The 15,202-nt window shown below is 65.3% G+C and carries 13 protein-coding genes; all 13 read left to right on the top strand.

Features of this window, described 5'->3' with window-relative positions:
- Positions 1-1,578, top strand: a 1,578-nt coding sequence (argS, locus tag VFA16_RS23255) for an arginine--tRNA ligase (RefSeq protein ID WP_324970102.1), incomplete at its 5' end; no start/stop codon positions are given.
- Between the two features lie 83 nt (positions 1,579-1,661).
- Entirely contained in the window at positions 1,662-2,990 is a 1,329-nt protein-coding gene (gene lysA / locus VFA16_RS23250) for a diaminopimelate decarboxylase (RefSeq protein ID WP_324970104.1), read from the top strand.
- Positions 2,991-2,993: 3 nt separating this feature from the next.
- On the top strand, positions 2,994-4,319 hold the full coding sequence (locus tag VFA16_RS23245) for a homoserine dehydrogenase (protein ID WP_324970101.1): 1,326 nt from the start codon (positions 2,994-2,996) through the stop codon (positions 4,317-4,319).
- The gene (gene thrC / locus VFA16_RS23240; protein ID WP_324970100.1) at positions 4,316-5,401 is read left to right on the top strand and encodes a threonine synthase; all 1,086 of its coding nucleotides are present in this window, start codon (positions 4,316-4,318) and stop codon (positions 5,399-5,401) included. Before VFA16_RS23245 ends, thrC begins: the two co-directional genes overlap by 4 nt.
- Before the next feature lie 127 nt (positions 5,402-5,528).
- On the top strand, positions 5,529-6,464 hold the full coding sequence (gene thrB / locus VFA16_RS23235; protein WP_324970103.1) for a homoserine kinase: 936 nt from the start codon (positions 5,529-5,531) through the stop codon (positions 6,462-6,464).
- Between the two features lie 270 nt (positions 6,465-6,734).
- A complete protein-coding gene (rho, locus tag VFA16_RS23230; protein WP_324970099.1) occupies positions 6,735-8,546 on the top strand; it encodes a transcription termination factor Rho in 1,812 nt (603 codons plus the stop codon).
- Positions 8,547-8,606: 60 nt separating this feature from the next.
- Positions 8,607-10,220, top strand: coding sequence for a fatty-acid--CoA ligase FadD1 (gene fadD1 / locus VFA16_RS23225; protein WP_324970098.1), 1,614 nt, complete (start codon positions 8,607-8,609; stop codon positions 10,218-10,220).
- A gap of 177 nt (positions 10,221-10,397) precedes the next feature.
- Positions 10,398-10,640, top strand: coding sequence for a 50S ribosomal protein L31 (rpmE, locus tag VFA16_RS23220; RefSeq protein WP_324970097.1), 243 nt, complete (start codon positions 10,398-10,400; stop codon positions 10,638-10,640).
- A 96-nt stretch (positions 10,641-10,736) separates the two neighbouring features.
- Positions 10,737-11,810 carry a peptide chain release factor 1 gene (gene prfA, locus VFA16_RS23215; RefSeq protein WP_324970096.1) on the top strand — a complete coding sequence of 358 codons (1,074 nt, stop codon included), beginning with the start codon at positions 10,737-10,739 and terminating at the stop codon, positions 11,808-11,810.
- On the top strand, positions 11,807-12,652 hold the full coding sequence (gene prmC, locus VFA16_RS23210; protein ID WP_324970095.1) for a peptide chain release factor N(5)-glutamine methyltransferase: 846 nt from the start codon (positions 11,807-11,809) through the stop codon (positions 12,650-12,652). The genes prfA and prmC overlap by 4 nt, the downstream gene beginning before the upstream one ends.
- On the top strand, positions 12,649-13,302 hold the full coding sequence (locus VFA16_RS23205; protein ID WP_324970094.1) for an L-threonylcarbamoyladenylate synthase: 654 nt from the start codon (positions 12,649-12,651) through the stop codon (positions 13,300-13,302). Before prmC ends, VFA16_RS23205 begins: the two co-directional genes overlap by 4 nt.
- Positions 13,303-13,326: 24 nt before the next feature.
- Positions 13,327-14,535: an MraY family glycosyltransferase gene (locus tag VFA16_RS23200; RefSeq protein WP_324970093.1), complete on the top strand. Its 1,209-nt coding sequence runs from the start codon at positions 13,327-13,329 to the stop codon at positions 14,533-14,535.
- 225 nt (positions 14,536-14,760) lie between these two features.
- The coding region (locus VFA16_RS23195) for an ATP synthase subunit I (protein WP_324970092.1) at positions 14,761-15,202 on the top strand (442 nt) is incomplete at its 3' end.

Below are 15,202 nucleotides of genomic sequence, written 5' to 3'. Positions count from 1 at the left end.
TCCGCGTTGCCCGCGACGGTCACCGTCGAGCGGCCACGCAACCCCGAGCACGGCGATTACGCCAGCAACCTGGCGCTGCAACTGGGCAAAAAAGTCGGTGTGAATCCGCGCGAGCTGGCCGGGTGGCTCACCGAGGCGCTGGCCCAGGCCGACGGGATCGCCTCGGCCGAGGTGGCGGGGCCGGGCTTCATCAACATGCGCCTGGAAGCGTCGGCGCAAGGCGTCATAGTCAACAACATCATCGACGCAGGCGAGAGCTACGGCCACTCCGATGCCCTGGCAGGGCACAAGATCAACCTCGAATTCGTGTCGGCCAATCCAACCGGTCCGATCCACATCGGCGGCACCCGGTGGGCCGCGGTGGGCGACGCACTCGGCCGGCTGCTGTCATCGCAGGGCGCGGAAGTGGTGCGCGAGTACTACTTCAACGACCACGGCGCGCAGATCGACCGGTTCACCAGCTCGCTGATCGCCGCCGCCAAGGGCGAACCCACGCCGCCCGACGGCTACGCGGGCGCCTACATCGCCGACATCGCCGCACAGGTTCTTCAGCAAGCGCCCGACGCACTCGACCTGCCCGATGCCGAAATGCGGGAAACCTTCCGGCGCATCGGTGTCGATTTGATGTTCACCCACATCAAGCAATCGCTGCACGACTTTCGCACCGACTTCGACGTCTACACCCACGAAGAGTCGATGCACACCAGCGGCCGCGTGAATCAAGCGATCGAACAGCTGCGTCAAAACGGCAACATCTACGAAAAGGACGGCGCAACCTGGTTGCGCTCCAGCGCTTTCGGTGACGACAAGGATCGCGTCGTCATCAAAAGCGACGGCCAGCCGGCTTACATCGCCGGTGACCTCGCGTATTACTTGGACAAGCGGCAGCGCGGCTTCGACTTGTGCATCTATATGCTCGGTGCAGACCATCACGGCTACATCGCCCGGCTCAAGGCCGCGGCCGCCGCATTCGGCGATGACCCGGCTACCGTCGAGGTGCTTATCGGCCAAATGGTCAACCTGGTCCGCGATGGCCAGCCAGTCCGGATGAGCAAGCGCGCCGGCAACGTGCTTACGCTCGACGACCTTGTGGAAGCGATCGGCGTTGACGCCGCACGCTACAGCTTGATCCGCTCGTCGGTCGACACCTCGATCGACATCGACCTGGCGCTGTGGTCGTCGGCCTCTAATGAAAACCCCGTCTATTACGTGCAATACGCGCATGCTCGGCTCTCGGCGCTGGCCCGCAACGCCGCCGAGCTGGGACTGATTTCCGACACCGGCCACCTCGACCTACTCACTCACGATAAGGAAGGCACGCTGATCCGTAGCCTGGGTGAGTTTCCCCGGGTGCTGGAAACCGCTGCATCCCTTCGTGAACCCCACCGGGTTTGTCGTTACCTGGAGGACCTCGCCGGTGACTATCACCGGTTCTACGACTCGTGCCGGGTGTTGCCGCAAGGCGACGAGCAACCCAACCAGCTGCACACTGCGCGACTGGCGCTGTGCCAGGCCACCCGCCAGGTGATCGCGAACGGGTTGGGCATCCTCGGAGTAACCGCGCCGGAGCGGATGTGAACGCCCGTCCGCCCGCCCAAAGGTACGCGGAAGACGTCTATCTCAGCGGTAGCCCGCCGCGGCCGCAGACCCCCGAAGAGCTTCTGCGCTTGGCACCAAATGTCTGGCCTCGCAATGGTGTTCGTGGCGACGTCGGAGTGGTGACGATCGCCGGAGTTTCCGTGATCGATCTTGCTCACGAGTACGGCACGCCGCTGTTCGTCATCGACGAAGACGACTTCCGCTCACGCTGCCGCGACATCGCGACGGCCTTCGGCGGTGGTCACAACGTCCACTATGCGGCCAAAGCGTTTCTGTGCGCCGAGATCGCGCGCTGGATCAACGAGGAAGGACTCTGCCTCGACGTGTGCACCGGCGGCGAGCTGGCCGTCGCGTTGCACGCGCAGTTCCCCGCTGAGCGGATCACTTTTCACGGCAACAACAAATCGGTCGCTGAGTTGACCGCGGCTGTCAAAGCCGGAGTCGGGCATGTCGTGCTGGATTCGATGACTGAGATCGAACGGCTTGACGCGATCGCCGCCGATGCCGGTGTCGTCCAGGATGTCCTGGTCCGGCTCACCGTCGGCGTCGAAGCGCACACCCACGAATTCATCTCGACAGCACACGAAGACCAGAAATTTGGATTGTCGGTTTCCAGCGGCGCCGCCATGTCCGCGATTAGACGGGTGCTGGATACCCAACACCTCCGACTGGTCGGCCTGCACAGCCACATTGGCTCGCAGATCTTGGATGTCGCCGGGTTCGAGCTTGCGGCGCAGCGTGTCATCGGCCTGCTGTACGAGGTCGTTGCCGAGTTCGGGGACAAAACCGCGGACATCACGACCGTCGACCTCGGCGGCGGTATGGGCATCTCGTATCTGGCAGCAGATGATCCGCTACCGATGCGGGATTTCGCCGCGAAGCTCGATACCATTGTGCGCAGCCAGTCTGCTGCAGTCGGTTTGCCTCCACCGAGACTGGTGGTCGAACCGGGCCGGGCCATCGCCGGGCCCGGAACCATCACGCTTTATGAGGTGGGCACCGTTAAGGACGTCGACGTGAGCGCCACGGCGCAGCGCCGCTACGTCAGCATCGACGGCGGCATGAGCGACAACATCCGCACTGCGCTCTACGGCGCGCAGTATGACGTTCGTCTGGTATCCAGACGCAGCGACGCGCCAGCGGTACCGGCCCGCGTCGTCGGAAAGCATTGCGAGAGCGGAGACGTCGTTGTTCGCGAGGCATGGGTACCGGCAGACCTACAGCCGGGCGACCTGTTGGGAGTGGGTGCCACCGGCGCCTACTGCTATGCGCTGTCGAGCCGTTACAACATGGTTGGTAGGCCGGCAGTGGTGGCGGTACGCGACGGACAAAGCCGGCTGATCCTGCGGCGGGAGACAATAGACGATCTACTGAGCTTGGAAGTGAGGTGAGCGGTGTTCGGTGAGGAGAAACCCGTCGGCGTAGCCGTGCTCGGCTTGGGCAACGTCGGAAGCGAAGTCGTCCGCATCATCGAAGACAGCGCCGAGGACCTCGCGGCCCGAATCGGCGCTCCGTTGGCGCTGCGCGGCATCGGTGTCCGGCGGGTCGCCGCCGACCGCGGTGTGCCCGTCGAACTGCTCACCGACAACATCGAAGAACTGGTATCCCGCGACGATGTCGACATCGTCATCGAACTCATGGGACCGGTAGAACCGGCCCGCAAGGCGATCCTGTCGGCGCTGGAAAACGGCAAGTCTGTCGTCACCGCGAACAAGGCCCTGCTGTCGGTCTCCACCGGAGAATTGGCACAAGCCGCCGAAAGCGCAAACGTCGACCTGTATTTCGAAGCCGCGGTCGCCGGTGCGATCCCTGTTATCCGTCCGCTGACCCAGTCGCTGGCCGGCGACACCGTGCTGCGGGTGGCCGGCATCGTCAACGGCACGACCAACTACATCCTTTCCGAGATGGCCAGCACCGGCGCAGATTACGAGACAGCGCTGGCCGATGCGAGCGCGCTTGGCTACGCCGAGGCCGATCCCACCGCCGACGTCGAGGGCTACGATGCCGCAGCTAAGGCAGCGATCTTGGCCTCTATCGCCTTTCACACTGGGGTGACCGCCGATGACGTCTATCGGGAAGGCATCACCAAGATCACCCCGGCCGACTTCGCCTCGGCAACGGCTCTCGGCTGCACAATCAAATTGCTGTCGATATGCGAGCGGGTGATAGACGACCAGGGGCAGCAACGGGTTTCGGCCCGGGTCTATCCGGCGCTGGTGCCCTTGACGCATCCGCTTGCCGCAGTCAACGGTGCCTTCAACGCCGTAGTGGTGGAGGCCAAGGCGGCGGGGCGGCTGATGTTCTACGGCCAGGGTGCCGGCGGCGCGCCGACAGCTTCCGCGGTGACCGGTGATTTGGTGATGGCTGCCCGCAACCGGGTCATGCGTAGCCGTGGCCCGCGGGAGTCCAGGTACGCAAAGCTGCCGGTCCTGCCGATAGGCATGGTCTCGACCCGCTATTACGTCAACATGTACGTTGCCGACGAGCCGGGAGTATTGTCCTTGCTCGCAGCGGAGTTCGCGAAGCGCGATGTGAGCATCGCTGAGATGCGCCAAGAAGGCGTGGCCGACGAGGGCGGCCAGCGGGTGGCGGCCCGCATTGTCGTGATCACCCACCGAGCCACCGACGCCGCGCTCTCAGAAACGGTTGCCGCGCTTGAAGACCTTGATGTGGTCCACCGTGTGGCGAGCGTGCTGCGGCTGGAAGGAAACAGCGAATGACCGCAACGCGGGCGGCGACCCGCCAACCGTGGCCGGGTGTTATCGCTGCCTACCGCGACCGGCTGCCGGTCGGCGACGATTGGATGCCGGTGACGCTGCTCGAGGGCGGCACCCCGCTCATCTATGCCGCCAAACTCTCGGAGCAGACCGGATGCACGGTGCACCTCAAGGTCGAAGGGCTCAATCCCACCGGTTCTTTCAAAGACCGCGGCATGACCATGGCGGTCACGGATGCGGTGGCTCGCGGCCAGCAGGCGGTGCTGTGCGCGTCGACGGGCAACACGTCGGCCTCGGCGGCGGCGTACGCCGCCCGTGCCGGCATTACCTGCGCTGTGCTGGTGCCGCAGGGCAAGATCGCGATGGGCAAGCTGGCGCAGGCCGTTGTCCACGGCGCGAAAATCATCCAGATCGACGGCAACTTCGACGACTGCCTTGAACTGGCACGCAAGCTGGCGACCGACTTTCCCACGATCTCGTTGGTGAACTCCGTCAACCCGCTGCGTATCCACGGCCAGAAAACCGCGGCATTCGAAATCGTCGATGCCCTGGGCGCCGCACCGGATGTGCACGCCCTCCCGGTGGGAAACGCCGGCAACATCACGGCCTATTGGAAGGGTTACACCGAATATCACGCCGACGGAGTGATCGACAAGCTGCCACGCATGCTGGGCACCCAAGCGGCGGGCGCGGCACCGCTCGTACATGGCGCACCGGTGCGTAAGCCCGAAACGATTGCCACGGCGATACGCATCGGCTCACCGGCGTCGTGGTCGTCAGCCGTCGAGGCGCAGCAGCAATCCAACGGGCGCTTCCTCGCCGCCACGGACGAGGAGATTCTCGCGGCATATCACCTGGTTGCCGCCACCGAAGGCGTCTTTGTCGAGCCCGCGTCCGCGGCCAGCATCGCCGGGCTCCTCAAGGCTATCCAGGACGGATGGGTAGCGGCCGGCTCAACCGTCGTGTGCACCGTGACCGGAAACGGCCTCAAGGACCCCGACACCGCGCTCAAGGACGTGCCCCACGTCTCGCCGGTGCCGGTCGACTCCGTTGTCGTCGTCGAAAAGCTGGGACTGGGCTCGTGACGATCGCAAGCGCGGTGGAGCCGGGCGCAGCGGGTCGTCACTGGTTGGGTGTGATCGCAAGCGCGGCGGGGCCGGGCGCAGCGGCTGGCAACTCATCGCCCATCAAAAGGTGTTGGCGGTGACACAGATGCTGCCCACCGGGCTAATGGCCAGCGCCGTCGTCGCGGCCTCGAGCGCCAATCTCGGTCCCGGATTCGACAGCATCGGTCTGGCGCTGGGACTGTATGACGAGATCCTCGTCGAGACAACCGATTGCGGCTTGACCGTAGAAGTCGAAGGCGAAGGCGCCGGTCAGCTTCCGCTGGACTCTGATCACCTGGTGGTTCAGGCCACCCGATGCGGGCTGCGCGCCGCGGGCATGAGTGTTCCCGGCCTGACGGTCCGCTGCCGCAACGCCATCCCGCACTCTCGTGGGCTCGGCTCGTCGGCCTCAGCTGTGGTCGGTGGCCTGGCGGTAGTCAATGGCCTTGCTGCACAAGTGGATTCGACGCCTCTCACCGAAACGCAACTGATCCAACTGGCTTCGGAATTCGAGGGGCATCCGGATAACGCCGCGGCAGCCGTAATGGGGGGTGCGGTGGTGTCATGGATCGACCACAGCTGCGAACCGCCCCGCTACGCCGGCGTGCCGCTGCGCCTGCATCCCGACATCCACTTGTTTCCAGCGATCCCCGAAGAGCGCTCGTCGACGGCCGAGGCCCGGGTCATGCTGCCCGCGGAAGTCAGCCATTACGACGCCCGTTTCAACGTGAGCCGCGCCGCGTTACTGGTAGTGGCGCTCACCGAGCGGCCAGACCTGTTGATGCCAGCCACCGAAGACCTGCTACATCAGCCGCAACGCGCCGCCGCCATGCCGGCCTCGGCGGAATACCTCAGGCTGCTGCGGCGTTACGGAATCGCGGCGGTGCTTTCCGGTGCTGGGCCAGCCGTGATCGCGTTGACCACAGAACCGAAGTTGCCCTTAGAGGCGCTGGAGTACGGCGCCGCAAACGGGTTTACCGTTAGCGAGATGGCTGCTGGTGACGGAGTTCGCTGGAGTTCGGGAGTCGCCGTCCCCGGTTGATCCACACCGTCGGAGGAGGGGTTTCTTGCTTCCGGCCCAGAACCCGGCTATCCTCGGAGCCGTCCAGCAATCGCAGCATCTGCATCTGCATCGATACTGTCTTGCCACTAGGACAACCACCAAATTCTTCTCGTGGACGATGGTTCGCCATCTACGCCGCCAATCCAGGCGATCACCGTTGCCGAGTTGATGGTTGGACGCACTCGGCGATTTGGCTGGGTGCAACGAACCCCTCGCTTGACGCAATCGGCGGGGGAAGAAAGGAAATCCGTGACTGATACGGACCTCATCACGGCGGGCGACAGCACCAACGACGACAAGCTGTCGAGTTCCGTGACCTCAGATACTTCTGCGCCCACAAAAGCAGGCGCTGCGGCGCCCACAGCGGTAGACACCGACTTGCCCGACGGCTCGCTGTCCGCGATGGTGCTGCCCGAGTTGCGCGCGCTGGCCAATCGAGCCGGCGTCAAGGGAACGTCGGGCATGCGCAAAAACGAATTGATCGCCGCGATTCGAGAAATTCACGGCCAGGCAAACGGCAGGCCATCCAACGGCGGCGCCGCACCTGAGAGCGGCGACAACAGTACGCCTGAAGCGGGCACACAAGTCGAAGCGCCGCGCGAGTCGACCGCTGCCGAGGCGTCGCGTCGAGAACGACGCACCGCCGGGCGCGAGGCCGGGTCACCTACTGCAACTGCCGAGCCGGACACCCAAGGCGGCAAGGTCAAAGCACCAGCCGATGCCGGCCAACAGGACACCAAAGAGCAGGCCGAGAAATCCGGCGAAGAAAGCGATCAGCAGGGCCCGGAAGGCCAGCAAAGTCGCAGCGACGACGACGGGGAAGGTCGGCAAGGCCGCCGCGGACGCCGGTTCCGCGACCGTAGGCGCCGGGGCGAACGCGCAGGTGACGGTACCGAACCCGAACTGCGCGAAGACGACGTCCTCCAACCGGTGGCCGGCATCCTTGACGTTCTCGACAATTACGCGTTTGTGCGGACTTCCGGTTACCTGGCCGGTCCTCACGACGTCTACGTGTCGATGAACATGGTGCGCAAGAACGGCCTGCGCCGCGGTGACGCCGTCACCGGTGCCGTCCGGGTGCCCCGCGAGGGCGAGCAGCCCAACCAGCGTCAGAAGTTCAATCCGCTGGTGCGCTTGGACAGCGTCAACGGCGGGCCGGTCGAGGACGCCAAGAAGCGCCCTGACTTCGGCAAATTGACGCCGCTGTACCCGAACCAGCGGCTGCGACTGGAAACCAGCTCCGAGAAGCTGACCACCCGGGTCATCGACCTGATCATGCCGATCGGTAAGGGACAGCGTGCGCTGATCGTGTCGCCGCCCAAGGCCGGTAAGACCACCATCCTCAAGGACACCGCCAACGCGATCACCAAGAACAATCCCGAGTGCCACCTGATGGTCGTTCTGGTCGACGAACGTCCGGAAGAGGTCACCGATATGCAGCGCTCGGTCAAGGGCGAGGTGATCGCCTCGACCTTCGACCGCCCGCCGTCAGACCACACCACGGTCGCGGAACTGGCGATCGAGCGGGCCAAGCGGCTCGTCGAGCAAGGTCAGGACGTCGTGGTGTTGCTCGACTCGATCACCAGGCTGGGGCGCGCCTACAACAACGCCTCGCCGGCGTCGGGCCGCATCCTGTCCGGTGGTGTCGACTCCACGGCGCTGTACCCGCCGAAGCGGTTCCTGGGCGCTGCCCGCAACATCGAGGAAGGCGGCTCGCTGACGGTAATCGCGACTGCGATGGTCGAGACCGGGTCACAGGGCGACACCGTGATCTTCGAGGAGTTCAAGGGCACCGGCAACGCCGAGCTCAAGCTCGACCGCAAGATCGCTGAACGGCGAGTTTTCCCCGCCGTCGACGTCAACCCGTCCGGCACCCGCAAAGACGAGCTGTTGCTGTCGCCCGACGAGTTCGCCATCGTGCACAAGCTGCGCCGATTGCTCTCGGGTCTGGACTCGCATCAGGCGATCGACTTACTGATGTCGCAGCTGCGCAAGACCAAGAACAACTACGAGTTCCTGGTGCAGGTGTCCAAGACGACGCCGGGTATGGACACCGACTAAGAGCCGCGACGCCGAGCGGCGTGACTGCGCTCACGCCGGTCCCGCTTAAAGTGTTGAGCCGTGGCCGACACCATCCAGCAACTGCTTCGCGAGCGGATCGACGACGAGACCCCGGCGGTCAAGTACGGCGACCGGGTGTGGAGCTGGCGCGAGCATTTGGCCGATGCCTCTACTGAAGCGGCCGCGCTCATCGGCCGCGCCGATCATCAGCGGCCGCTGCACGTCGGCGCGCTGCTGGGCAACACCCCCGAGATGCTTACCGCGATGGCGGCCGCAGCGCTGGGCGGCTATGTGCTGTGCGGGATCAACGACACCCGCCGCGGAGCTGCGCTGGCAAACGACATCCTCCGCGCCGACTGCCAGATTCTGCTCACCGACACCGAGCACCGCGGCCTGCTCGACGGTCTGCCGTTGCCCGGCGTATGCGTGTTCGACACGTCGAGCAGCGAGTGGTCGGCTTTGCTGGCCTCGACCGGCGCGCTGACGCCTTACCGCGAGGTCGTGCCGACCGACACCTTCATGATGATCTTCACGTCCGGAACGAGCGGTGAGCCGAAAGCGGTGCAGGTGACCCATCTGACCGTCCTTTTCGCTGGTTCGGCGCTGATCGATCGGTTCGAGATCACTTCATCCGACGTCTGCTACCTGTCCATGCCGCTGTTTCACTCGAACGCGCTGCTGGCCGGCTGGAGTGTGGCGGTGGGCTCCGGAGCGGCGATGGTGCCGGCCAAATTCTCCGCATCACGGTTGCTGGCGGATCTGCGCCGCTACGGGGTGACGTTCATGAACTACGTCGGCAAGCCGCTGGCCTATGTGCTGGCCACCCCCGAACGGCCCGACGACCGCAATAACCCGCTGCGGGTGGCGTTCGGCAACGAGGCCAGCGACCGGGATATCGCCGAATTCAGCCGGCGCTTCGACTGCACGGTGTGGGACGGGTTCGGGTCCACCGAGGGCGCGATCATCATCACCCGCGAAGACGATTGTCCCCCAGGCTCTTTGGGTCGCGGGTTTCCCGGTGTCGCCATCTATAACCCCGAGACGGGCGTTGAATGCCCGCCGGCCGTCTTCGACGACGAGGGCGCGCTGGCTAACCCCGAGGAAGCAATCGGCGAACTGGTCAATACGACGGGCGCCGGCTTGTTTGCCGGTTACTACAACGATCCTGAAGCCACCGACGCCCGGCTTCGGGACGGCATGTTCTGGTCGGGCGACCTGGCCTACCGGGACAAAGACGGCTGGATCTACTTCGCGGGACGCAGCGGGGAATGGTTGCGGGTCGACGGCGAAAACATGACCACCGCGCCCATCGAACGGATCCTGCAGCGGCTGCCGGCGATCAACCACGTCGCTGTGTACGCCGTGCCCGACGATCAAGTCGGCGATCAGGTGATGGCCGCAATCGTGTTGCAAGACAACGCCGAACTGAGGCCCGAGGAGTTCGGCGAGTTTCTGGCAGCCCAGCCCGATTTGTCGCCCAAGGCGTGGCCGCGGCATGTGTGGGTCACCGACCAGTTGCCGACCACGGCGACCAACAAGATCCTTAAGCGCCAGTTGAGTGCGCTGGGCGCCAGACCCGAGGGCGGTGTGCTGTGGACCCGGGTGGGACGCACTAATACCTACGCTGTCGTGGATCGCCCGGCCGATCGGCACTATGAGGTCAGCCACGGTTAGCCGTCGTCGCCTTGCAGGCGGGAATGCCCAGGGTCATCGCAGTGTTTTGGGATCATGGTGGTTGAGCTGGCATAATCGACCGCCGAAGATCCCAAGACACCTCAGGGTTCCGGTTCACGCCTGACGACGATCCGATCAGGTACAGGCGACCCGGCGGCCACGATCGAAGAGGACATCATGAAATCCGGCATTCATCCGCAATACGTCGAGACCACCGTGGTCTGCGGCTGCGGCAATACCTTCCAGACCCGCAGCACCAAGGAAAGCGGTCGCATCGTGGTGGAGGTGTGCTCGCAGTGCCACCCGTTCTACACCGGCAAGCAGAAGATCCTGGACAGCGGTGGGCGTGTGGCTCGCTTCGAAAAGCGATACGGCAAGCGCAAGGCCCACGCCGACGAAAAAGCCAAGACCGACAAGTAGCTGGCTTACCGACGCCCGAACTGTCGCGGAACTCCGCGCAGGCCGGGCGTCGTTTCGTGTTCAGGGCAGTCGGCCGCGTTTCAGGAAGGACCCAGCATGACGCAAAGCGTGCAGGCGATCGACGCGCTGCTCGCCGAACACGCTGAGCTTGAGCGTCAGTTGGCCGATCCAGAACTGCACGGCAATCCCACGGCAGCCCGCAAAGTGGGGCGCCGGTTCGCGCAGCTGGCCCCGGTCGTCGCCGCCTACCGCAAACTGGAGTCGGCGCGCGGCGATCTGGAGACCGCACGTGAGCTGGCCATCTCCGACGAGTCGTTCGCCGCCGAGGTGGCCGAGCTAGAAGCGCGGGTGGCCGAGCTGGACGCCCAAGTCACCGACATGTTGGCACCTCGCGACCCGCACGATCCCGACGACATCGTGCTGGAAGTCAAGTCGGGTGAAGGAGGGGAGGAATCGGCGTTGTTCGCCGCGGACCTGGCCCGAATGTACATCCGCTACGCCGAGCGGCACGGCTGGACGGTGACGGTCCTTGACGAGACAACCTCCGACCTGGGCGGCTACAAAGACGCCACGTTGTCAATCGCAAGCAAGGGCGACTCGCCCGACGGAGTGTGGTCGCGACTGAAGTTCGAGGGCGGGGTGCACCGCGTGCAGCGCGTCCCGGTGACCGAATCGCAGGGCCGAGTGCACACCTCGGCGGCCGGCGTGCTTGTCTACCCCGAACCCGAGGAAATCGGCGAGGTGCAGATCGACGAGTCCGATCTGCGCATCGACGTCTACCGGTCCTCCGGAAAGGGCGGACAGGGCGTCAACACCACCGACTCGGCGGTGCGGATCACACATCTGCCCACCGGGATTGTCGTCACCTGCCAAAACGAGCGTTCCCAGCTGCAGAACAAGACCCGCGCCCTGCAGGTGCTGGCGGCGCGGCTGCAGGCGATGATGGAAGAGCAGGCGCTGGCTGACGCATCGGCAGACCGGGCCAGCCAGATCCGCACGGTCGACCGCAGCGAGCGCATCCGCACTTACAACTTTCCGGAGAACCGGATCACCGACCATCGCATCGGCTACAAGGCCTACAACCTGGACCAGGTCCTCGACGGTGACCTCGACGCGCTCTTCGACGCGTTGGCCGCCGCCGATCGGCAGGCGCGGCTGCATCAGGCATGAGCTCCCTGCGACACGCAATCGCTTGCGCCACCGCGGTGCTCGCCGGGGCGGGGATCGACTCCGCGCGCTATGACGCCGAGGAACTGGCCGCGCACCTGGCCGGAGTCGAGCGCGGCCGGCTGCCCCTGCTCGACCCGCCCGACGACCAGTTCTTCGACCGGTACCGCGACATCATCGCCGCGCGTTCCCGGCGAGTGCCGCTGCAACACCTCACCGGAACGGTGTCGTTCGGGCCGGTGACCCTAGACGTCGGCCCAGGTGTGTTCATCCCACGTCCGGAGACCGAGGCCATGCTGGAATGGGCGAGTAGGCAGCGGCTTGGCGCGCAGCCGGTCATCGTCGACCTCTGTACCGGATCCGGTGCTCTGGCAGTTGCGCTGGCACGTCATTGGCCCGCGGCGCGGGTGATCGCCGTAGACGACTCGGAAACGGCCCTCGACTATGCCGGCCGCAACGTCGAAGGGACCGCGGTCGAGCTGCTATGCGCAGACGTTGCCGCGCCGGGGCTGCTTTCCGAGCTCGACGGTACGGTCGACCTCGTCGTGGCCAACCCACCTTATATCCCCGATCGTGCCTCGTTGGAAGCCGAAGTGGCGCAACATGATCCGCCTCACGCGGTGTTCGGGGGCCCGGATGGGATGACGGTGATCGCCTCGGTCGTTGGGCTTGCTGGGCGCTTGTTGCGCCCGGGCGGCAGGTTCGCTGTCGAGCATGACGACGCAACGTCAGCGCAGGCCATCGAAATAGTCCTGGCGACAACGCTTTTCGACGATGTCGTGGCTCAACCAGACTTCGTCGGCCGACCGCGGTTCGTCACTGCCCGCAGGACGGGTGAGCCATGAGCGAACTGTTCGACTGTCGTGACCCCAGTCAGCGCTCCCGCGGAATAGCGTCGGCCGTCAACGCCGTCAAAAGCGGCCGGTTGGTGGTCATGCCGACCGACACCGTGTACGGCATCGGCGCCGACGCCTTCGACAGCGCCGCAGTGGCCGCGCTGCTGGCGGCGAAGGGCCGCGGCCGCGACATGCCGGTGGGAGTGCTGGTCGGCTCCTGGCAGACCATCGACGGCCTGGCCGTCACCGTGCCGGAGGCGGCCCGGCTCCTGATCCGCGCATTTTGGCCCGGCGCGCTGAGCATGGTGATTCAACAGGCGCCGTCGCTGCAATGGGATCTCGGCGACGCTCGCGGCACCGTGATGCTGCGCATGCCGCTGCACCCGGTGGCCATCGAGCTGCTGCGGGAGGTCGGACCCATGGCAGTGTCGAGCGCCAACGTCTCGGGCCAGCCGCCCGCAGTCGACATCGACGGCGCTCGGCGCCAACTAGGCGACCTGGTCGACGTCTACCTCGACGCCGGCCCATCCGCCGAGCAGGCGGCCTCCACAATTGTGGACTTGACCGGACCCGCCCCACGCATCCTGCGGGCGGGACCGGTCACCGCGGAGGCGATCGGCAAGGTGCTCGGCGTGGACCCCGCGACTTTGACGGCGTGATCCGGCGAACAGATTGGCAGGGTTGTGCAGTACGGTCTCGGCGTGGTTAGCGATGCCGACAATCTTGCCGGTGGCCTGCTCGCCTTGTCCGATCGTGGCGCGGGAGTACCGTTGCGGGAGCTTGCGCTTGTCGGGCTGACCGCTGCCATCATCACCTACTTTGCGACCGGGCCGGTACGTGTGCTGGCCACCCGCTTCGGCGCCGTCGCTTACCCACGCGAACGCGACGTGCACGTCACGCCGACGCCCAGGATGGGTGGGCTCGCAATGTATCTCGGAGTCATCGCTGGCGTCTTCTTGGCTTCGCAGCTTCCAGCGCTTACCCGGGGCTTCGTCTATTCCTCGGGCATGCCCGCAGTGGTGGTGGCGAGTGCGGTAATTATGGGGATCGGGCTGATCGACGACCGCTGGGGCCTAGACGCACTGACCAAGTTCGCCGGGCAGATCACCGCGGCCAGCGTGCTGGTCACCATGGGCGTCGCCTGGAGCGTGCTCTATATCCCGCTCGGCGGCGTTGGCACCATCGTGTTGGACCAGGTGTCCTCGATCCTGCTCACCCTCGCGCTCACCGTGTCGATCGTCAACGCCATGAACTTCGTCGACGGGCTCGACGGGCTGGCCGCCGGCTTGGGTTTGATCACTGCGCTGGCGATCTGCATCTTCTCGGTCGGGCTGCTTCGCGACCACGGCGGCGACGTGTTGTTCTACCCACCGGCGGTGATTTCCGTGGTCCTGGCCGGCGCCTGTCTGGGCTTTCTGCCGCACAACTTTCACCCCGCCAAGATTTTCATGGGCGACTCCGGTTCCATGCTGATCGGCCTCATGCTGGCCGCCGCGTCGACCACCGCTGCGGGACCGGTATCGCAGAACGCGTACGGCGCCCGAGACGTGTTCGCTTTGCTGTCACCCTTCCTGCTCGTGGTAGCGGTGATGTTCGTGCCGATGCTCGATCTGCTGCTGGCGATCGTGCGCCGCACCCGCGCCGGGCGCAGCGCGTTCAGCCCGGACAAGATGCACCTGCATCACCGCTTGCTACAGATCGGTCATTCGCACCGGCGCGTGGTGCTACTGATCTATCTTTGGGTGGGCATCGTCGCGTTCGGCACCGCAAGCACGATTTTCTTCAACCCGCGCGACACCGGGGCGGTGATGCTGGCGGCCATCGCAATCGCAGTTCTCGCAACGCTGGTACCGCTGCTCCGCCGCCGCGAGGATATCTACGACGAGGAGTAGTAGGACGGCCCGAAATGTGGTACGGTGCAGGCAGAACCCGAACAAACCTCGCGGGTTGCCGGCCCACCCGGCCGTCGGATCTAGGTCCGACCGTGCCGATGTACGACCGACATAGGGAGCTACCCCTTGGGTGATTCCAGCGCGATGACGGCCTTCCGATACGCTCGACGGGCCACGCAACGATCAACCAGGCAACTCCCTCATATCCGGGATTGAGGTGCAGCAGTGACAACACCAGCGCAAGACGCGCCGTTGGTGTTTCCCTCCGTTGCGTTTCGGCCGGTCCGTCTCCTTGTCATATCGCTTGTCCTAACCGCGGCCGCGATAGCGGCCGCGGCTTGGCTGGGAAGCCCGATGCTGGGGGTTTTCTTCGGCATCGGTCTGCTGATGGGTTTGCTGAACGCGGTGCTGGTGCAGCGGTCGGTTGCGGTGATCACCGCCAAGACGCATCCGCTGAAGAGAAGCATGGCGCTGAATTCGGCGACACGGCTGGCGATCCTCACGGTAATTGGTTTGGTGATCGCCTTCGTCTTCCGGCCGGCAGGGCTGGGCGTGGTGTTTGGACTGGCGCTCTTCCAGGTACTGCTGGTGGCAACGACCGCGCTACCAGTGTGGAAAAAGCTGCGCACCGCAGCCGTGCAGCCCGGTTCGGACGGTCAGCCCACAG

The sequence above is a fragment of the Mycobacterium sp. genome (assembly GCF_035653355.1).
Classification (GTDB): domain Bacteria; phylum Actinomycetota; class Actinomycetes; order Mycobacteriales; family Mycobacteriaceae; genus Mycobacterium.
This window is presented reverse-complemented; position numbering and strand designations above follow the sequence as displayed.